21 protein-coding genes are annotated in these 18,891 nt (G+C 67.8%); 11 read left to right on the forward strand and 10 right to left on the reverse strand.

Translation table 11 applies throughout. The features are described 5' to 3' along the window. Positions 1 to 20 precede the first annotated feature (20 nt). Positions 21 to 830 carry a shikimate dehydrogenase gene (locus C5C07_RS03970; RefSeq protein WP_115804601.1) on the reverse strand — a complete coding sequence of 270 codons (810 nt, stop codon included), beginning with the start codon at positions 828 to 830 and terminating at the stop codon, positions 21 to 23. Positions 831 to 1,001: 171 nt separating this feature from the next. On the opposite strand from C5C07_RS03970, the gene C5C07_RS03975 reads away from it, so the two are divergent. The 6 genes from C5C07_RS03975 to C5C07_RS04000 all read left to right on the forward strand — a co-directional run bounded on the left by C5C07_RS03975 (position 1,002) and on the right by C5C07_RS04000 (position 6,912). Then, positions 1,002 to 1,973 (forward strand): calcium/sodium antiporter, encoded by a 972-nt coding sequence (locus C5C07_RS03975; RefSeq protein ID WP_004972832.1) that lies wholly within the window; start codon positions 1,002 to 1,004, stop codon positions 1,971 to 1,973. Between the two features lie 97 nt (positions 1,974 to 2,070). Next, entirely contained in the window at positions 2,071 to 3,414 is a 1,344-nt protein-coding gene (locus C5C07_RS03980; protein WP_233510282.1) for a sodium:calcium antiporter, read from the forward strand. A 57-nt stretch (positions 3,415 to 3,471) separates the two neighbouring features. Then, on the forward strand, positions 3,472 to 4,791 hold the full coding sequence (locus tag C5C07_RS03985) for a D-aminoacyl-tRNA deacylase (protein ID WP_115804603.1): 1,320 nt from the start codon (positions 3,472 to 3,474) through the stop codon (positions 4,789 to 4,791). A gap of 157 nt (positions 4,792 to 4,948) precedes the next feature. Then, complete coding sequence (gene ftsZ / locus C5C07_RS03990; protein ID WP_004972824.1) at positions 4,949 to 6,088, forward strand: cell division protein FtsZ; 1,140 nt, start codon at positions 4,949 to 4,951, stop codon at positions 6,086 to 6,088. A gap of 196 nt (positions 6,089 to 6,284) precedes the next feature. Further along, complete coding sequence (locus C5C07_RS03995; RefSeq protein ID WP_004044219.1) at positions 6,285 to 6,458, forward strand: protein translocase SEC61 complex subunit gamma; 174 nt, start codon at positions 6,285 to 6,287, stop codon at positions 6,456 to 6,458. 1 nt (position 6,459) lies between these two features. Beyond that, positions 6,460 to 6,912 (forward strand): transcription elongation factor Spt5, encoded by a 453-nt coding sequence (locus tag C5C07_RS04000; RefSeq protein ID WP_004972823.1) that lies wholly within the window; start codon positions 6,460 to 6,462, stop codon positions 6,910 to 6,912. A gap of 179 nt (positions 6,913 to 7,091) precedes the next feature. Here the strand turns inward: C5C07_RS04000 and C5C07_RS04005 are convergent, their stop codons facing one another. After that, positions 7,092 to 7,394, reverse strand: coding sequence for a hypothetical protein (locus tag C5C07_RS04005; RefSeq protein WP_049905009.1), 303 nt, complete (start codon positions 7,392 to 7,394; stop codon positions 7,092 to 7,094). A gap of 98 nt (positions 7,395 to 7,492) precedes the next feature. Between C5C07_RS04005 and C5C07_RS04010 the strand changes: the two genes are divergently transcribed. Further along, positions 7,493 to 8,257 carry a PHP-associated domain-containing protein gene (locus C5C07_RS04010; RefSeq protein ID WP_193493019.1) on the forward strand — a complete coding sequence of 255 codons (765 nt, stop codon included), beginning with the start codon at positions 7,493 to 7,495 and terminating at the stop codon, positions 8,255 to 8,257. Between the two features lie 77 nt (positions 8,258 to 8,334). Here the strand turns inward: C5C07_RS04010 and C5C07_RS04015 are convergent, their stop codons facing one another. Both C5C07_RS04015 and C5C07_RS04020 read right to left on the reverse strand, forming a co-directional pair. After that, positions 8,335 to 8,859, reverse strand: a complete 525-nt coding sequence (locus C5C07_RS04015) for a metal-dependent hydrolase (protein WP_050458722.1) — start codon at positions 8,857 to 8,859, stop codon at positions 8,335 to 8,337. A gap of 70 nt (positions 8,860 to 8,929) precedes the next feature. Beyond that, complete coding sequence (locus tag C5C07_RS04020; RefSeq protein ID WP_115804604.1) at positions 8,930 to 9,454, reverse strand: CinA family protein; 525 nt, start codon at positions 9,452 to 9,454, stop codon at positions 8,930 to 8,932. Between the two features lie 150 nt (positions 9,455 to 9,604). Here C5C07_RS04020 and C5C07_RS04025 point away from each other — a divergent pair, with 150 nt between their 5' ends. Further along, positions 9,605 to 10,825 (forward strand): ArsA family ATPase, encoded by a 1,221-nt coding sequence (locus C5C07_RS04025; RefSeq protein WP_004972813.1) that lies wholly within the window; start codon positions 9,605 to 9,607, stop codon positions 10,823 to 10,825. A 37-nt stretch (positions 10,826 to 10,862) separates the two neighbouring features. On the opposite strand, the gene C5C07_RS04030 is transcribed toward C5C07_RS04025, so the two are convergent. From C5C07_RS04030 to C5C07_RS04045, 4 genes are all read right to left on the reverse strand, one after another. Beyond that, positions 10,863 to 11,708, reverse strand: a complete 846-nt coding sequence (locus C5C07_RS04030) for an SDR family oxidoreductase (protein WP_004972811.1) — start codon at positions 11,706 to 11,708, stop codon at positions 10,863 to 10,865. 66 nt (positions 11,709 to 11,774) lie between these two features. After that, entirely contained in the window at positions 11,775 to 12,602 is an 828-nt protein-coding gene (locus C5C07_RS04035) for an endonuclease V (RefSeq protein ID WP_115804605.1), read from the reverse strand. Between the two features lies 1 nt (position 12,603). Then, positions 12,604 to 13,503, reverse strand: coding sequence for a rhomboid family intramembrane serine protease (locus tag C5C07_RS04040; RefSeq protein WP_115804606.1), 900 nt, complete (start codon positions 13,501 to 13,503; stop codon positions 12,604 to 12,606). Positions 13,504 to 14,021: 518 nt separating this feature from the next. Then, entirely contained in the window at positions 14,022 to 14,555 is a 534-nt protein-coding gene (locus tag C5C07_RS04045; RefSeq protein ID WP_004972805.1) for an inorganic diphosphatase, read from the reverse strand. A gap of 335 nt (positions 14,556 to 14,890) precedes the next feature. Here C5C07_RS04045 and C5C07_RS04050 point away from each other — a divergent pair, with 335 nt between their 5' ends. After that, complete coding sequence (locus tag C5C07_RS04050; protein ID WP_004972802.1) at positions 14,891 to 15,250, forward strand: PadR family transcriptional regulator; 360 nt, start codon at positions 14,891 to 14,893, stop codon at positions 15,248 to 15,250. A 35-nt stretch (positions 15,251 to 15,285) separates the two neighbouring features. Here the strand turns inward: C5C07_RS04050 and C5C07_RS04055 are convergent, their stop codons facing one another. Continuing rightward, positions 15,286 to 15,846: a hypothetical protein gene (locus C5C07_RS04055; protein WP_004972801.1), complete on the reverse strand. Its 561-nt coding sequence runs from the start codon at positions 15,844 to 15,846 to the stop codon at positions 15,286 to 15,288. Further along, complete coding sequence (gene rnhA / locus C5C07_RS04060) at positions 15,839 to 16,432, reverse strand: ribonuclease HI (RefSeq protein WP_004972799.1); 594 nt, start codon at positions 16,430 to 16,432, stop codon at positions 15,839 to 15,841. The genes C5C07_RS04055 and rnhA overlap by 8 nt, the downstream gene beginning before the upstream one ends. Before the next feature lie 118 nt (positions 16,433 to 16,550). On the opposite strand from rnhA, the gene C5C07_RS04065 reads away from it, so the two are divergent. Beyond that, complete coding sequence (locus C5C07_RS04065; RefSeq protein ID WP_042663705.1) at positions 16,551 to 17,531, forward strand: transcription initiation factor IIB family protein; 981 nt, start codon at positions 16,551 to 16,553, stop codon at positions 17,529 to 17,531. Positions 17,532 to 17,615: 84 nt separating this feature from the next. Next, positions 17,616 to 18,878, forward strand: coding sequence for a DNA repair protein NreA (gene nreA / locus C5C07_RS04070; protein ID WP_115804607.1), 1,263 nt, complete (start codon positions 17,616 to 17,618; stop codon positions 18,876 to 18,878). Positions 18,879 to 18,891: the final 13 nt, after the last annotated feature.

Below are 18,891 nucleotides of genomic sequence, written 5' to 3' on the forward strand. Positions count from 1 at the left end.
TTATTTAAAAACCAGCGGCCTCAGTCGCTCTCGAGGTGGCTCCGGAGCGCGGCGTTCATCGCGTCGACCGGCGCGTCGCGGCCGGTCCACCGCTCGAAGGCCTCGACGCCCTGCAGGAGGAGCATCCACGCGCCGTCGATAGTGACCGCGCCCGCCGCGGCCGCCTCGCGGAGGAGTCGGGTCTCGAGCGGCGTGTAGACTGCGTCGAGCACCGCGAGGTCCCCGTGGAGGTACTCCGCGGGGACGGGCGTCTCGTCGGGCGACTCCATCCCGACGCTCGTCGCGTTGACGAGGACGTCCGCCTCCCGAATCCGGTCGAGCGTGTCCAGTCCGCCGCCGGTCGCGCCGGGGACGCCCCCGGCCAGTTCGATCGCGGTCTCGGCGGTTCGGTTGGCGACGTGGACCGACGCGCCCGCGTCGGCGAGGGCGAACGCGGCGGCCCGCCCCGCGCCGCCGGCACCGACGACCACGGCCGCGTTCCCGTCGAGGCCGACGCCGTGGCGCTCGAACGACCGGGTGACGCCCGCCGCGTCGGTGTTGTACCCCTGCGGCGTCTCCCCGCCGAAATCGATCGTGTTGACCGCGCCGATTCGCTCGGCGAGCGGGTCGGGGTCGACCAGTTCGAGCACGTCCTGTTTGAACGGGATGGTGACGTTCAGCCCCGAGACGCCGAGGGCGTCCGCGCCCTCGACGGCCGCCGCGATGTCGTCGCGGTCGGGTTCGAACGTGACGTACCGGGCGTCGAGGCCGGTTTCCTCGTAGGCCGCCTCGTGCATCGGCGGCGACAGCGAGTGGCCGACCGGGTTGCCGACGAGACCGTAGACTTGCATGGGCGGGTGGTGTCCTGCCGACGATATAACTCGCCCGCCCGCGTCGGATTCCGCCGGGACCCGACGGCCCCCACAGGTCGGATTTCCACCCGTTCGCTCTCCCGTGATAGATTGTCGCGGATCCGCGGTGTACCGGCGCGCTTTTAGTCCCCCGTTGGTCTACTCCCGCGTATGTCGGCACTCGCAACCCTGCTTTCCTTCGATACCGCGCTCCTCGTGGCGGGTATCGTCGCGCTCTATCTCGGGGCCGAGGCGCTCGTCGAGGGCGCGTCTCGACTCGCCATCGGCCTCGGTCTCCGGGCGGCCATCGTCGGTGTGACCATCGTCGCGTTCGCGACGACCACCCCCGAACTCTTCGTCGCGGTCCTGAGCGGCCTGGGCTACAGCTCCGACCTCGGACTCGGCGCTATCGTCGGCTCGAACATCGCCAACATCGGTCTCGTCCTCGGAATCTCGGCGCTCATCCAGCCGATGGGCGTCTCGACCGCGACGCTCCGTCGGCACGTCCCGTTCATGATTGCCGCGGCGGTCGCGCTCGTCGCCCTCGGGATGGACGGGAACCTCAGCGCCGTCGACGGCGGCGTCCTCCTGCTCATCCTCGTCGCGTTCACGGGCTACCTGCTCTACCGCGCCCGGTCGGCGACGGCGGACGCCATCGGCGCGGACGAAATCGACATCGAGGACGAAGACGAGGTCTCCGCGCAGTTCAAGGACGTGGTCTATCTCGGGCTCGGCCTGCTCCTCCTGTTCGTCGGCTCGAACTGGCTCATTCAGGGCGGACAGGGACTGCTCGAATCCTTCGGGTTCGGTCCGCGGTTCATCGGGCTGACCGTCCTCGCGTTCGGCACGTCGCTGCCGGAACTCGCGGCCTCCGTCATCAGCGCGGTCCGCGGCGAATCGGAGTTCAGCATCGGCAACGTCGTCGGTTCCAACATCTACAACGTCGTCGCCGTCCTCGGCATCCTCGCCATCATGGTTCCCGTGAACGTCCCCCCGAGCACCATCTCGCTGGACTTCCCGGCGCTCCTCGTGTTCACCTTCGGAGTCATCGCGCTGATGCTCCGCAACCGCGACGTGTCCCGCCTCGACGGCGGCATCCTCGTCGTCGGCTACCTCGTGTTCTTCTGGCTCATCCTTCCCTGACATCCCTGCCGGACGACTTCGGCCGTCCGTCACACCCGTTTCGGGCCGATTTTGAAACACAAAAGCTACCGGCTTCGGCTTCGCTCTTGTAGCCACGATGGTACGGCAACTCAGCCATCCGCTGACCGCGGTGTTCGGAGCCGCACTCCTGACGGTCCCGTGGCTGGGCCTCCACACGGTGTTCGGCGTTGACCTCGCGACCGGCGTCACCGTCGCCCTCAGCGGTATCGCCGTCCTCGGGTCCTCGTTCCTCCTCGCGTGGGGCGCGGAGACCGCCGAGGCCGACGTGCCGCGGGCGTTCGCCCTCGCCATCCTCGCGGTGCTCGCGGTCGCCCCCGAATACGCCGTCGACGCCCTCTACGCGTGGGAAGCCGGCATCAATCCCGGCTCCCCCGAATCGGCCGAGGCCGCGAGCCTCGCCGTCGCCAACATGACCGGCGCGAACCGCATCCTCATCGGCATCGGCTGGTCCGCAATCGCCCTCTTCACCGTCTACCGCGCCCGCGACACCGGCGACGAGGCGGTCGAGTCTCGTCCCGGCTTCCTCGCGGACGTGGTCCGACTCGACCACGGCATCGCGACGGAGATTCTGTTCCTCTTCGCCGCGACCGCGTTCGCCTTCTTCGTCCCGCTCGGGGCGGGCATCGGCGCGGTCGATATGTTCGTCCTCGTCGGCCTCTACGTCGCGTACATCTTCGTGGCGATGAACTCGCCGCACGAGGACGAAGCGCAGATCGGCGTGCCCGCGTACCTCCAGTCGTACCGGAAACCCAAACGCATCGCCACGACCCTCACGCTGTTCGTCTTCTCCGGTATCGTCATCCTCGTCGCCGTCGAGCCGTTCGCTCACGGCCTCGAAGCCCTCGGGAAGTCGGTCGGCATCCCGTCGTTCCTGATGATTCAGTGGGTCGCGCCGCTGGCGAGCGAGAGCCCCGAACTCATCGTCGTGGCCTACCTCGTCAACAAGGCGCGGTCGACCGCCGGCTTCAACGCGCTCATCTCCTCGAAGCTCAATCAGTGGACGCTCCTCATCGGGACGCTCGTGCTCGTCTACAGCCTGTCGCTCGGCTACTACGGCCCGCTCCCGCTCGACACCCACCAGATGGGCGAACTCTGGCTGACGGCCGCCCAGAGCTACTTCGCCATCGCCATCCTCATCACGTTCTCCATCAGCCTCCGCGAGGCGGTCGCCCTGCTCGGGCTCTTCTTGACACAGTTCGTCTACTCCGTCACCGGTCTGGCGCTCACGCTCCCGATTCCGGGACTCGGCGCGGTCACCTTCGACGGCGCAACCTCGCTCATCGGCTTCGTCTATCTGGTCGTCGGAACGGCGCTTTTCGTCCGGCGACGCAAGCAACTTGCGGCGGTCGCCAAGCTCTCGGTCCGACGCGTTCGCGGCGACTACGGCGCGAACGAGGTTCCGGCCGCGGTGGAAGACTGACCGGCTCCCCTCGCCGCTTCCGACGCCCTTTTCGCCGGCCTCGGCGACCCTCGTATCGTGATTGGAATCGTCGTCAGCCGCGCCGACAGCGCATCGGTTCACATCGGCGAGCACCTGCTCGAACTCGCCGACTGGGACGAACGGACCGACGGGGACCGACCCGACGCCGACGGCGGCGGCACCGTCTTCTCCCGCGACGGCTTCGAACTCCGCGAGTTCGACGACCGACACATCGACCTCGACGACCCCGCCGAGGCGTTCGACGCCGACCTCGACCTCCTCGTCGTCGTCTCGCGGCACGCCGGCGAGACCGGCGCGCTCCTGACCGCGCACTTCACCGGGAACTTCGGCCCCGCCGACTACGGCGGCGAGCCGGGGCGATTCGCCCGCGCGTGCCCCAACGCCCAGCGCGCCGTCGTCGAGGCGCTCCGCGAGCGCGCGCCGGACGACTACGAAGTCGGCATCGAGGCGACCCACCACGGCCCGACCGAGCCGACGGTCCCCTCGATGTTCGTCGAACTCGGGAGCGACGAAGCGCAGTGGGGAGACCCCGAGGGGGCCCGCGCGGTCGCGGCGGCCGTCCTCGACATCGAGGGCGTCGCGCCCGACGCGGACCGCCAACTCGTCGGCTTCGGCGGCGGCCACTACGCCCCGCGGTTCGAGCGCGTCCTCCGCGAGACCGACTGGCGCGTCGGCCACATCGCCGCCGACTGGCAGCTCAAGGCGATGGGCGCGCCCGAGAACAACCGCGACGTGCTCCGCCGGGCGTTCGAGGCCTCCGCGGCCGACCTCGCGCTCGTCGACGGCGACCGCGACGACCTCGCGGCCGCCCTCGAAGCCGAGGGGTTCCGAGTCGTCTCCGAGACGTGGGTCCGCGAGACCGCGGGCGTCCCCCTCGACCGCGTCTCGGCCCTCGAAGCCGACGTCACGACCGTCGAGGAGGGACTCCGGTTCGGCGCGCGAATCGACGCCGACGACTACGAGGTCGTCTCGCTCCCCGACGGCCTGCTCGGCGAGGCGCAGGGCATCGACCTCGACGCCGCGCTCGACGCCGTCCGCGAGACCACCGTCGCCTTCCACACGACCGAGGGCGGCGCGCGCGCGGTTGGTCGCGCCGCCGTCGCGGGCGACGGCTACGACGAACTCGTGTCGCGGCTCTGCGACGTGCTGCGCGAGAAATACGACAGCGTCGTCCGCGACGACGGGGCGGTCACGGCGACGGTTCGGGCGTTCGACCCCGCCGCGGCACGCGAGTTCGGCGTCCCCGAGGGGCCGGCGTTCGGCAAGCTCTCGGCCGGGCAGTCGGTCGAGGTCGACGGCGAGACCGTCGCGCCCGAAGACGTATCGAAAGAACGACTCATCGAGTTCGTCGTGTGACCCCCGGCGGAGCGCGGCCGGCCGATTCGCCCCGTGAACCGACCTGTGCCGCGGGCTCTCATGTCACGTTTCGGCACGAATCGGCGGCTCGTCGGACAGATGTCTGACGGAAGGGGGAAAGATAATTAGTCGTCCTCCGTAAACCGTCTCCATAAATATGGACTCTATCGTCGGCGACGCAATTGACGAGGCCGAGGCCGAGGACATGGGGGATGAGTCGGTTCAGGTCGACGACTCGACCAACATCAACCGGTCCGGGACGATGACTGACGACGAACTGAAAGCGGTTCTCAAAGACCTCCAGACCAACATCACGGTGGTCGGGTGCGGCGGTGCCGGCGGGAACACCGTCAACCGGATGCACGAGGAGGGAATCAAGGGGGCGAAGCTCGTCGCCGCCAACACCGACGTGCAGCACCTCGTGGAAATCGGGGCCGACACGAAGATTCTCATGGGCGAACAGAAGACCCAGGGTCGCGGCGCGGGCTCGCTCCCGCAGGTCGGCGAGGAGGCCGCCCTCGAATCCCAAGAGGAGATTTACGACGCCATCGAGGGCTCCGACATGGTGTTCGTCACCGCCGGCCTCGGCGGCGGCACCGGCACCGGCTCGGCCCCCGTGGTCGCCAAGGCGGCCCGCGAGTCGGGCGCGCTCACCATCGCCATCGTCACGACGCCGTTCACGGCCGAAGGCGAGGTGCGACGAACGAACGCCGAAGCCGGTCTCGAACGACTCCGCGACGTTTCGGACACGGTCATCGTCGTCCCGAACGACCGCCTGCTCGACGCCGTGGGGAAGCTCCCGGTCCGCCAGGCGTTCAAGGTATCCGACGAGGTGCTGATGCGCTCGGTCAAGGGCATCACCGAACTCATCACCAAGCCCGGTCTCGTCAACCTCGACTTCGCCGACGTGAAGACGGTCATGGAGCGCGGCGGCGTCGCCATGATCGGTCTCGGCGAGTCCGACTCCGAGTCCAAGGCCCAAGAGTCCGTCAAGTCCGCCCTCCGCTCGCCGCTTCTCGACGTGGACATCTCCGGCGCGAACTCCGCGCTCGTCAACGTCACCGGCGGCTCCGACATGAGCATCGAGGAGGCCGAGGGCGTCGTCGAGGAGATTTACGACCGCATCGACCCCGACGCGCGCATCATCTGGGGGACCTCGGTCGACGACGAACTCGAAGGCATGATGCGGACGATGATCGTCGTCACCGGCGTCGAGTCGCCCCAAATCTACGGCCGCAACGGCGAGGTGCAGGCGCAGGCCGAAGGCCGTCTCGAGGACATCGACTACGTCGAGTAGTCGCCGTCGTCGGCGACGCGGCCGGGAACGCGTCCACCGCGCTCGCGGTCCGGATGCCCTCCGTTCTCCTCCCCTCGCGTTCCGCGTAGCGGCGTCACTCCGCCGGATTCGACGTTCTCGCTCGCCTTCGAGACCGAATTCGGCTCGACGGTGCATCAATAGATAGAAAAAGCCCGACGCCTTAGGCCCCAGCAACATGGACGTTAAGTACGACCTGAACAGCTACGTTCGCGTGTTGAAACTCGCGAGCACCCCGTCCTGGCAGGAGTTCTCCCAGATCTCCAAAATCGCCGGCGCGGGTATCTTCCTCGTCGGACTGCTCGGTTTCATCATCTTCGCGGTCATGAGCTTCCTCCCCGGAGGGGTCTGAGATGCCCATCTTCGCCGTAAAGACCACCGCTCGCCAGGAGCGAACGGTTGCAGACATGATCGCGACGAAGGACTTCGCCGAGATTCACGCCGTCCTCGCGCCCGACTCGCTCACGAGTTACGTGATGGTCGAGGCCGACGACGACGGTATCGTCACGCGCGTCCTCGAGGAGATTCCGCACGCCCGCGGCCTCGTCGAGAGCGGCGGCGCGGTCGGCACCTCCAGCATGGCCGAAGTCGAACACTTCCTCTCGCCGACGCCGGACGTGGAGGGTATCGCGGAGGGCGACATCGTCGAACTCATCGCCGGCCCGTTCAAAGGCGAGAAGGCGCGCGTCCAGCGCATCGACGAGACGAAAGACCAGGTCACCGTCGAACTGTACGAGGCGACGGTCCCGATTCCGGTCACCGTCCGCGGGGACCAGATTCGCGTCCTCGACTCCGAAGAGCGGTAAGCGTCCGCCCCGACGAGGGCTCTCTTCTCTCTCAGTTTCGGCTCGACTCACCGCGCGCGACGAGCGCCGCGTCCCCCGGCGACCCACCCTCCCGGCGACTCCCATGTCCCCCGACAGTCCCCGGCGAGGCCGTCTCGCGCGACCGTGTCGCGTCCCACCGCGACTTCCGGCTGTTCCGTCTACAGCGCGCCCTGCTCGCGGAGCGTCTCGACGACGCTGTTGAGGTCCGCGTCCGCCTCGACGGCGTCTTTCACGTCCTCGCGGATGCGGACCGCGGAGGAGTCGGCGTCGTACGCGCGGACGAACTCGGCGCGGGTGTGCTCGTCGAAGGCGTGTCGAATCGCGAAGTAGCCCTCGGGGACGATGGTCCCGCACACCTTGCACTCGTGGCGCTCGTGTTCCACCGTCTGGTGGATGACCGCGCTTTCCGCGTCTTCGAACCGACCGTCACACCCTTCGATTCCGCACTTCCACCGGGACATGTTCCCACCGACGGACGTGAGCGACAAAACCGTTTCTTCGACCGCCCGGCGTTCGACAAATAGCAACCACTAACTGGTGGCTGACCCGACCGTATCGTGTGAGCGCGACCACGACGACGCGGGTCGATATGCACGTGAAGATTCTCGACGAGCGGGTCGTCTCGCGCGCGAAAGCCCGCGGTATCGACGTGCTCGTCTACGCGCCGCACTTCGTTCGCCTGCCAGACATCCGCGCCCGTGCGGCGCGCTTTTCGGACGACGACCTGCTCGTCGTCCCCGCCCGCGAGGTGTTCACGGGGTCGTGGCGCGACCGGAAACACGTCCTCGCGGTCGGCCTCTCGGACCCCGTGCCCGACTTCATCACCCTCGACGGGGCCTTCGCGGAGTTCGACCGGCAGGACGCGGCGACGCTCGTCCCGCACCCCGAGTTCCTGACGGTGAGCCTCACCGCCGAGGACGTGGCCGCCCGCCGCGACGACATCGACGCCGTCGAGACGTACAACACGAAGACCCTGCCGCGGGACAACCGCCGCGGGCGCGACATCGCCCGCGAGACGGGGCTGCCGGGGTTCGCGTCGTCCTACGCGCACCTCCACGGCACCGTCGGCGAGGCGTGGACCGAGTTCGACCGCGACATCGGCTCCGAGGCCGACCTCGTCGCCGCGCTCCGCGAGGGGGCGGAACGCCGGGTCGTCCGCCGCACAGGAGTCTCCCACGCGCTCCGCGGCGTGGCCGAGTTCGCCCACCTCGGCTACGAGAACTCGTGGGGGAAAGTCGACCGACTCCTGCTTTCGGGGATGGAGCCAACGCATCCGAGCCACATCGCCTACGACGGTCGGTTCGACGACGTGAGCGTCTACTGAGTGTTACCGAACAGCCGTTCGTTCGACCGCGCCCGCGCCCGAACGCGCCAGCACCCAGCACCGCGGCCGCCAACCGCTCAGAGCACCGCGGTGAACGACGCCGCGGCGTCCGCGAGGGACACGTCGAGCGAAAAGAGGTAGTAGTGGACGCCGGCGAGGACGCCGAGTTCGGCGACCGTGACGACGACGGTCACCGCGTCGGCGTGTTTCGAACTCGTCGCCACGCCGGTCGGCAGGTCGTACTCCTGCGGCGAAAGCGGGTAGAACAGCGCGATGCCGCGCTTCGAGCCGACCATGTCGAGGACGTAGTGGGTGGCGACGCCGATCCAGACGAAGTGGAGGTTGCCGAAGACGAGCGGGAACGCGAGGAATATCGCCAGCACCGGGAGGTTGTGGAGCGTCTTGCGGTGCTTGCCGAAGGCGGTGTCCACGTCGGGGAACAGCGCCCCGAGGACGACGGGCAGCGACAACTGGCCGATTTTCTGGGCGAGGAGGAACGCCGAGTCGACCGTCGGTTCGAACGACCGCGGGTCCACGGTGAGGATGACGCCGAGCCCGAGCGCCAACAGGATGGCGTTGAGCACGTGTCCCTTCTTGTTCATGGATGCAGACTGGTCCGGCGGGATACAAAGCTTTCCCACGGAACCGACCGACGGCGGCCGTGCGACCGGCTCAGCCGGTCGTGACGGATTCGATTTCTTCGCGGAGGAGCGCCAGCGCCCCGCGCGCAATCTGTTCTTTCACCTGCGTCCGCGACCCGTCGTACTCGAAGCGCTCGACGCGGGCGTACGAGTCGCCGGAGCCCCACGGCGCGGCGAAGGCGACGCCGACGAAGACGGTCCCGACCGGCTTGCCGGGGAGTCCGCCCTCCGGCCCGGCGATACCCGTCGTGGCGAGCCCCCATGTCGCGTCGGCCACGTCGCGGACGCCGGCGGCCATCTCGCGGGCGACGAGCTCGGAGACGGCGCCGTGTTCGTCGAGCGACTCCCGCGAGACCGCCAGTTCGTGGCGCTTGGCGTCGTAGGAGTAGGTGACGAGCGAGCGGTCGAAGTAGTCGCTGGAGCCGGGCACGTCGGTCAGGAGCGACCCGACGAGGCCGCCCGTACAGGACTCCGCGACCGCGACGGTGTGGTCCGCCTCGCGGAGGGCGTCGCCGACGCGGACCTCCTCGGGCGGGTCGGATGCGAACTCGCGCATACGACCGACGACGGGCGGTCGGGACAAAAAGCGGTCGGGGAGGCCACCGGCGGCGTTGGCGTCGCGGTCGGCACCGATGCGGCGGGACAAAAGTCCACCGGCGGTTCCGAGACCGAGAAGTACACAAAGCCCCGCGGTGTCGGGTCCGACATGGACATCGACGTTGAGCCGACGGAGCGACCCGACGCCGACGAAGACGACGACGCCGGCGACGACGGGCCGGCCGAAATCGAGGTGGAAGTCACCGAGCCCGACGAGGTCACGTCGACCGACACCGAGGACCTCCCCGAGGGAATCGACGCCCCGGATTACGTCCTCTACGGCGGCAAGGGCGGCGTCGGGAAGACCACGATGGCCGCGGCGACGGCGCTCGCCAGCGCGGCCGACGGCACCGCGACGCTCGTCGTCTCCACGGACCCCGCGCACTCTCTTTCCGACACGCTCGGCGTGCCGGTCCCCGACAAGCCGACTCGGATTCGCGAGGAGATTCCCCTCTACGCGGCCGAAATCGACCCCGACGCGGTCATGGAAGGGCCGTTCGCCGGCGGCGACGGCTCGGGCGAGGACTTCGACGACGAGACCGACTTCGAGACCGGAGACTACGACGACGACAACCCCTTCGCCGGCGGCGACTCGGACTCCCCGTTCGGTGGGATGGGCGGCGGAATGGGCGGCTTCGAGGACCTCCTCGGCGGCGACGGGCCGATGGGGATGGGCGGGCCGATGCCCGGCGCGGACGAGGCCGCGGCGATGCAGCAGCTCCTCGAATACATGGACGACCCGCGGTTCGACCGCGTCGTCGTCGACACCGCGCCCACGGGCCACACGCTCCGCCTGCTCGAACTCCCCGAACTGATGGATTCCATGCTCGGCCGCATCGCCCGCATGCGCCAGCGCTTCTCCGGCATGATGGACAACCTCAAAGGGATGTTCGGCGGCGGCCCCGACGACCCGCAGGCCGGGATGGCGGACCTCGACGACCTCCGCGAGCGCATCGAGCGCCTGCGCGCGGTCCTCCGCGACCCGACGCGGACCGACTTCCGGGTCGTCATGATTCCCGAGGAGATGAGCGTCGTGGAGTCCAAGCGCCTCGTCTCGCGGCTCGACGAGTTCGGCATCCCCGTCCAGACGCTCGTCGTCAACCGCGTGATGGAGTCCGTCGAGGACGTGGCCGACGTCGACCCCAAGTGGATAGAGTCGCCCGACCTGGAGAACTGCGGCTTCTGTCAGCGCCGCTGGCAGGTCCAACAGGACGCGCTCCGCTCGGCGACGAACCTCTTCCGCGGCCGCGACGTGAAGCGGGTGCCGCTGCTCGCAGAACAAGTACAGGGCGAAGACGCCCTCCGGGTCGTCGCGACCTGTCTGAAGTAACGCCGAGACGGCGGTTCGCGGGCCGACCGCGACGAATTCAGGGCAGCTTGCGAGCGAAGCCGTAGAGCGCGTCGCGCCACGCGTCGGGCAGGAAGCGCGCGAGGACGCCGACGCGGGCGACGGTTCCGGGCTGGTAGCGCGCCCGCGGCTTGGTCGAACTCGCGGCGTTGACGATGTCTTCTGCGACGCGCTCGGGCGGAATCGCGCCGGGACCGCCGCCGCCGAGCGCCTGCGAGTCGTCGAACAGCTTGTAGAGCTTCTCGTACGCGCCGGAGCGGTCGAGGCCGTCGGCGTCCTCGCCGTTGCCGTTGACCTCGTCGTCCACGCGGTTCGAAAACTGCGTCTCGACCGGACCGGGTTCGATGAGGACGGCGTCGATACCGTACTCCTCGACCTCGGTGCGGAGCGCGTCGGTCATCGCCTCGATGGCGAACTTCGAGCCGGCGTAGACGCCGGTGCCGGGGAAGGCGACGCGGCCGACGACGCTGGAGACGTTGACGATGGTGCCGTCGCCCTGCGAGCGCATGTGGGGCAACACGGCGCGCATGAGTCGGTGGGGGCCGTAGACGTTCACGTCGAACTGGTCGTGGACCTTCTCGGTCGGCACGTCCTCGACGGGGCCCATCTGACCGTAGCCGGCGTTGTTGACGAGGCAGTCGATTCGGCCCTGCTCGTCGGCGATGCGGTCGACCACGCGGTCGACGTCCCCCTGGTCGGTCACGTCGAGCGTCGCGATGTTCGCGCCGCGTTCCCCCAGCGTCTCGATGTCGGCCGGGTTCCGGGCGGTGGCGTAAACCTCCCACTCCTCGTCGAGGAAGTCGAGCGCCGTCGCGCGCCCGATTCCCGAGGAGCAACCGGTGATGAGGACCGTCTTTTGATGCACGTCGGTAGGTCGAACCGCGCGCTGTTAAGTGTACGCGGTTCGCCACGATTGGGCCGCGGTCGCGTCTCAGTCTTCGTACTGCGCCTTCGCCTCGTCGGCGTACGCGTCGGCCAACCGGGTCGGTTCGGGGAGCTTGTACTGCCCCGAGAGCCGGGAGACGAGGTCGACGGTCGTGGCCGCAGAGAGGCGGTGGCCGGGGCTGACGTACAGCGGGTTCACGATGGGCCGCGAGTCGTACTGCCGCGACTGGAAGGCGTAGCCGATGGTCGTCTCGGGGCTGGCGGGGTGGCCGCCGACCGGGTCGACCGAGTCGTCGGCGCGAATCGGCGTTCGCCAGCCCTCCGGCCGGCCGTCCACGTCCTCGTCCGGCGTCCCGCAGAGGAGGGACTTGGCGACGCCGATGCTCGGCGCGTCGCAGACGACGCCGAGGTGGGTGGCGAGGCCGGCCTGCCGGAAGTGGATGCGGCCGGAGCCGTCGAAGACGAGCAGGTCGGGGTCGCAGTCGAGTTCGGCGAGTGCGTCGAGGATGGGACCGCCCTCGCGGAACGAGAGCAGGCCGGGGATGTAGGGTAACTCGAGGTCGGAGACGGCGTGGACGCGCTCGACGACCTCGCCGCCGCGGAGGACGACGACGGCGCTCAGCGCGCGGTCGTCCAGAAACGACTGGTCGATGCCGGCGACGAGCGGCGGTGGCGAGTCGGCGTCACCGCCGGGTGCTATCGCGTCCGTGAGCGTCTCGTTTTCCGTCTCCGAGGAGTCGAGCGAGACGCGCGTCGGGTCGAACGGGAGGTCGTCCTCGAAGACGGCGGCCTCGGCGACGCGGCGCTGGAGCGACTCCATCTCGTCGCGCGAGAGGCCGGGGCGCGGCGCGAGTTCGGGGCGGGCCGGACGCATCTCAGAACCGGCCGCGACCGGGGCCGCCGGGACCGCCGGGACCGCGCCCGCCGAGCGAGAGCTGCGAGGGGACCTTCCGCTGACCCTTCACCCGCTGGCCGTAGGCGAGGCCGATGACGAGGCCGATGAGGTGCGCGAAGTGGGCGATGCCGTCGGCGCTCTGGCTGACGAAGAAGAACACCGAGATGCCGGCGAACCCGAGCGTGAACAGCCACAGCGGGACGGGAATGATGAAGTACAGGTAGATTCGAAGCCCCGGATTCAGGACCGTCAGGACGCCGAGGACGGCCATGATGGCGCCGCTCGCGCCGACGACGGCGCTCACACTTCCCGGCGACAGGAGCATCGACGAGCCGACCTGCGCGAGTCCGGCGAGCATCCCGCTGACGAGGAACAGCGCCGCGAACTTCCGCGAGCCGACGTAGCGCTCCACCAGCGGGCCGAAGAAGAACAGCACGATGGAGTTGCCGACGATGTGGTAGAAGCCGCCGTGGGCGAATATCGAGGTGACCCACGTCCAGACGTACTCGGGGTGAATGCTCGTGAGGTAGAAGGCGCTAATCGAGAGGGAGGTGAGGCCGAGGAACTGCTCCAAGACGAGTTGGGCGAAGAACGTGAGCCACATCAGCGCGAGAAACAGGTACGTGACGTTCCCGCGGAAGTAGCCGAGCACGCCGCCTGCGCCCGTGAGCGAACTGAGCAGTCCGCCGCCGCGGCCGCCCTGATTGTTCACCGAATCGTCGAAGGAACTGTCGAAGACGCCGGCGGGGTCGTCCCAGTCGGAGAGCCCCGCGCAGTCGTGGTTCTCGGGGAGGCGGTGTTCGGAACAGAACGTCCCGCCACACCGTGAACAGCGGTACGGCAGACTCTCGTCCTTGCCGCACACGTCGCAGATAGGCATTACCAACGCCTTACAGCGGCGAGATAAAAAGGGGTTCCCTCATGGATGTGGGGTGTGAACATACAGCGAACGAGCGGTAGATTCAGGTGTTTCGTCGCTTCGGTCGGTGGGACGCCCCATCTGTCAGAGGCGGCCGCGTGGCTGTCGGCGGCGTAGACATCGTGTCGCGCTCGGCGGTCGTCGCGCGAGAAATTCGGGGTTACGCGTCTTCGGAGGACGCTTCCTCGGCGTCTTCGTCCGCCTCGTCGGCGGGCGTGAAGTTCGTGGGGACGACGGTCGGGTGCTGAAGCCCGAGACGGGGTTGCTTGGCTGCCATGCTCGTCTCGACGTACCCGACACAGGGACTAAAGATTACCCATGCGCATAATTTATCGGTCGATGCGGCGGCGATAACTGTCGGGTATCCGCGTCGCCGACGCTGGTCGGTTTCCGTCGGACGCGTCTCGGGAGTCGACGGCGAGGTCGGCGGCGACGCTCCGACTCGAAGGCGACGTCGAAAAAGCGCGCGGCGGAGTCGCTTACGCGAAGTTCTCTTCGTAGAGGTCCATCGCGTGTTCGATGGCGTCCTTGGCGGCCTGCTTGTCCTCCCAGCCCAGCGTCTCGACTTCCTTGCCGGCCTCGAGGTTCTTGTAGGTCGCGAAGAACTCGTCAATCTCGTCGAGCGTCTGCTGCGGGATGTCTTCGAGGTCCTCGATGTGGTCGTAGCGGGGGTCCTCGATGGGGACGGCGATGACCTTGTCGTCTTGCTCCCCGTCGTCGTCCATCTTCATGAGCGCGACCGGGCGGGCCTCGATGACGCAGCCGGGGAACGTCTGGTCCTCGACGAGGACGAGCACGTCGAAGGGGTCTTCGTCGTCGTAGTACGTCTGCGGGATGAAGCCGTAGTCCGACGGGTAGTGGACGTTGGAGTGGAGCACGCGGTCGAGGACGACGCCGGGGATGTCCTTGTCGTACTCGTACTTGTTGCGCTCGCCTTTGAGACACTCGACAACTGCGTAGATTTCGTCCGGCGCGTCGGGGCCGGTCTCCATGTCTTCCCAGAGGTTCACCATACCGAACCCATCCTCGATGCGGGCAAAAGTCCTTTCGGGATTGGTCTCGTACCGCTGTCATCCGGGTCCCGTCGGCCGCTTCGAACCCCTCTATATCTGGAGGTATTCCCCACAGAATCCCACGACGCTACTCCTATGCGTCTGAGATATTCCCCGGGTATGCCCGCTCGGCGACGCTGCGTCGTCTTCCCTTTGTCGCCGTGACTCGACTCTGTGCAATACCCGGCACTCGTGTGCGCTCTGCCCCAATTTCTTTGAATAATGGGCCTCCGTACGACGGCGAAACAGACTGCTCGTTGACAAAGTTTAAATAGGAAGGTGACATTTCCATATGCATGTCAGAGGCACAAACAATTGGCAACAAATCCGGTGCGGCTCGGGACCTCACCGCGTTCCAACAGAACATCCTCGTCATTCTCGCCGAGGAACCGATGTACGGCCTGGCTATCAAGCGTCACCTCGAATCGTACTACGACACCGAGGTCAACCACGGGCGTCTGTACCCCAACCTCGACGACCTCGTCGAGATGGGGCTGGTCGAAAAGAGCGAACTCGACAAGCGGACGAACCAGTACGAACTGACCGACGACGGCCTCCAGGCGGTCCTCGACCGCTTCGACTGGATGCTCTCGAAGTTCGTCACCGACGACGAGCGCGCCGAGATGGTCTCGGAGCTCGTCGAAGCCAAGCTGTAATCGGCTGCACACACCGCACGAACCGCGGGGTTCGCTCAGTTGTATTCGGGCACTTCGGCGTCTGCGGCGTCGAAGAGCAACTCGAGCGACTCCGGCAACAACGACCGCTGTTCCGCGGTCGGCCACGCGTTGCGTGGATAATATTCTTCGACGAACTCGCGCACTTCGGGAGCGCCAGCCATCTCGACTCGCCGGACGTAGTGGTTCCCGAGGAAGTCCGCGAACGCCCGCGCGTTCGCCGCGTGGTCCGCGCCGTGTTCCTCGGCGACGGTCTCGACGTACGCCGCGTTGTGCTCTTCGACCGCGCCCCACTCGTGGTCCTCTCCGGCCCCCGATAGGGGGCGTTCGATTCCGCGGTCGACGTCGTCGATTTCCGTGGGGTCGACGACCCCGTCGTCGTCGACCCACTCGTCGGGGTGGAGCACCAACACGTCGTCCTCTTCGCGGTGTCGCGCGCGGAACTCGTACTCGCTCACGAGGTCGTCGCGGACGGACCGGTACGTCGCCGCCTCGTCGGGGTCCACGGCGTCGCGGGCCAGCCGCGTCAGCCGTTCGGCCTCGGAGAGCACGTCTTCGGGAAGTTCTGGCTCAGGCATGGTCGAGGGCCTCGTTGGCTAAGGAGTCGGCGCGGTCGTTTATCTCTCGCGGTACGTGCTCCAGCGACCAGCGGTCGAACGCCGACAGCAGCTCTCGGGCCTTCACGCGGCGCTCTTTGAGACCGGGGTCGTTCGTGTTCCACTCGCCGCGGACCTGCTTGACGACCAGTTGGGAGTCGCCGCGCACGTCGATCTCGTCGTACCCGTACTCCTCGGCGACCGACAGCGCCTCCACGAGCGCCTCGTACTCCGCGCGGTTGTTGGTCGTCTCGCCGATTCGCTTCGAGCCCTCGGCGACGATACCGTTGCTGGTCACGATAGCCCACCCGATGGCCGCGGGGCCGGGGTTCCCGCGGCTCGCGCCGTCGAAGTAGACGTGCGCGCGGCCGCCTTTCGGCTGGATGAGCGCGAGCAGGTCGGTCGGCCTCGACCCCTGTACGACGACTTTCCCGTCGTAGGCGACCGCGCTGGCGTCGCCGCGTTCGGCGCGCCACCGCTCGTGGTCGGTGTTTCCGGGCGAGACGGACACGCCCGCGGCTTCGAGTCGTCCTCGGGCTTCGTCGGGGTCGCACTCGACGGTCGGCATACCGTCACCTCACCGGTGATCCGGTAAAGGCGCTCCGTTCGTCGCTGCGGGCACGACGACACGTCGACGAACCCCGCCAAAGGTTGAAGTGCAAGGAAATAGACAATATATAAATGCGATGAAACGGCCTACCCGCCAGCGGGAGCGTGAGCACGACCGGACTCGATGGGGAGACGAGTCACAGGACGACGAGACATCAGAAGAGGAGTTGGACCTCGACGACCTCGACCCCGAGGAGGTCGTTCGGACCGGCGACGGCGAGTTGATTCACGAAGAGACCGGCATCATCATCGAAGAAGAGCGCATCGACCCCGGCCCGGAGTGGCGGGCGTTCAACCACTCCGAGCGGCAGTCGAAGTCTCGCGTGGGCGCGCCGACCACGCAGACGATGCACGACAAGGGGCTGACGACGACCATCGACTGGAAGGACAAAGACGCCTACGGCCGCTCTATCTCCTCGAAGAAGCGGTCGCAGATGCACCGCCTGCGCAAGTGGCAAGAGCGCATCCGCACGAAGGACGCCGGCGAGCGTAACCTCCAGTTCGCGCTCAGCGAAATCGACCGCATGGCCTCGGCGCTCGGCGTCCCGCGGTCGGTCCGCGAGGTCGCCTCGGTCATCTACCGCCGCGCGCTCAGCGAGGATCTGATTCGGGGGCGCTCCATCGAGGGCGTCGCCACCTCGGCGCTCTACGCCGCCTGTCGCAAGGAGGGCATTCCTCGTTCCCTCGAAGAGATTTCCGAGGTGTCTCGCGTCGAGCGCAAGGAAATCGGTCGCACGTACCGTTACATCTCCCAGGAGCTCGGCTTGGAGATGCGGCCGGTGGACCCGAAGAAGTACGTCCCGCGGTTTTCGTCCGAACTCGACCTCTCGAAGGAGGTCCAGTCGAAGGCGAACGAGATTATCGAGACGACCGCGGAACAGGGGCTTCTCTCCGGGAAGTCGCCGACCGGCTTCGCGGCCGCCGCAATCTACGCTGCGTCGCTTCTCTGCAACGAGAAGAAGACCCAGCGCGAGGTCGCCGAGGTCGCGCAGGTGACGGAAGTCACCATCCGGAACCGCTACCAAGAGCAGATCGAAGCGATGGGCATCCACACCTGAGCCCCACCCGCGCGAGTCGCATCCCCTTCTGAAACCGGACGCGTCGCCGAAGGTTCATACCCGCGGGCGACCCACGTCCGGTGAATGCGGCTCGACGAGTACATGGACATCGAGCGGGACGAGCGCGCCGAGCGGCGGCGACTCGCCGAGGAGAAGTCCTACGGCATCCTCGACCACCTCGAGACGTTCCAAGACCGGTTCGAGGAGACGGTGCAGGGAGACTCGCTGTACGGCGGCGTCTCCCCGTCTATCTTCGTCGGGCGGTCGAACTATCCGAACGTCTCGACGGGCATCCTCTCGCCGGTCGGCCACGACGAGGACGCGGCGTCGTTCGAGACGAGCGCCGCGTGGTACGACGAGGGCATGAGCATCGACGACGTGTTCCAGCGGCGCACCTCGCTTCTGAACTCAAACCGCGGGACGAAGGTGACGAACGTCGCCGACTCGTGGGACGGCTTCCTCGGGACGCAACGCGAGGTCGCCATCGCCGACCGCCCCGTGACGGTCGAAATCGGTCTCGACGGGAAGCCGTCGCTCGACCTCGACGCCAGCGCCGACGACGTGGCGACCCCCGTCGGTCCGCGGGCCCGCGCCCGCTCCGCCGACCTCGCGGAGAACCCGCACGTCCCCAAACTGGTGAAAAAGACGCTCGAAGACGACGACTGGAACGCCGAGGGCGCGATGACGTACCTCTACCGCCGCGGCTTCGACGTGTACGACATCAACACCATCCTCTCTGCGGGCGCGCTCGGCCAGACCGAACAGCGCCGACTCGTCCCGACGCGGTGGTCCATCACCGCCGTCGACGACACGCTCGGCCAGTACCTCCGCGGACAGGTCAAACACGCTGACAGCGTCGACGGCGTCGAAATCTACCGCAACGAGTTCATCGGCAACGCCTTCTGGGTCATCCTCGCGCCGGGGCGCTGGGAGTTCGAACTGATAGAGCTGAAAGCGCCGGGGAGCGTCTGGAACCCCGACCCCGAGGCGGGGATGTACCTCGCGGCCGACCGCGAGGGCTACGAGGGCCGGACCGGCTACGTGAACGAGACGGCCGGCGCGTACCACGCCTCCCGACTCGGCGTCCTCGAACACCTCCAGGAGCGCGGCCGACAGGCGAAGGCGCTCGTCATCAGACACGTCTCCGACGACTACTGGGGGCCGGTCGGCGTCTGGCAGATACGCGAGTCCATCCGCCACGCCTTCGAAGGCGAGACGGCCGACGCCGAGACGTTCGGCGACGCCGTCCGCGACGTGACGGAGTACCTCCCCGTCTCGCTCGCGGACCTCCGGCGGAAGTCCACGATGGCCGCCGGCCTCCAGACCGACATCTTCGACTTCACGTGAGCAACGTATTTTG

The sequence above is a fragment of the Haloferax sp. Atlit-4N genome (assembly GCF_003383025.1).
Taxonomy (GTDB): domain Archaea; phylum Halobacteriota; class Halobacteria; order Halobacteriales; family Haloferacaceae; genus Haloferax; species Haloferax gibbonsii.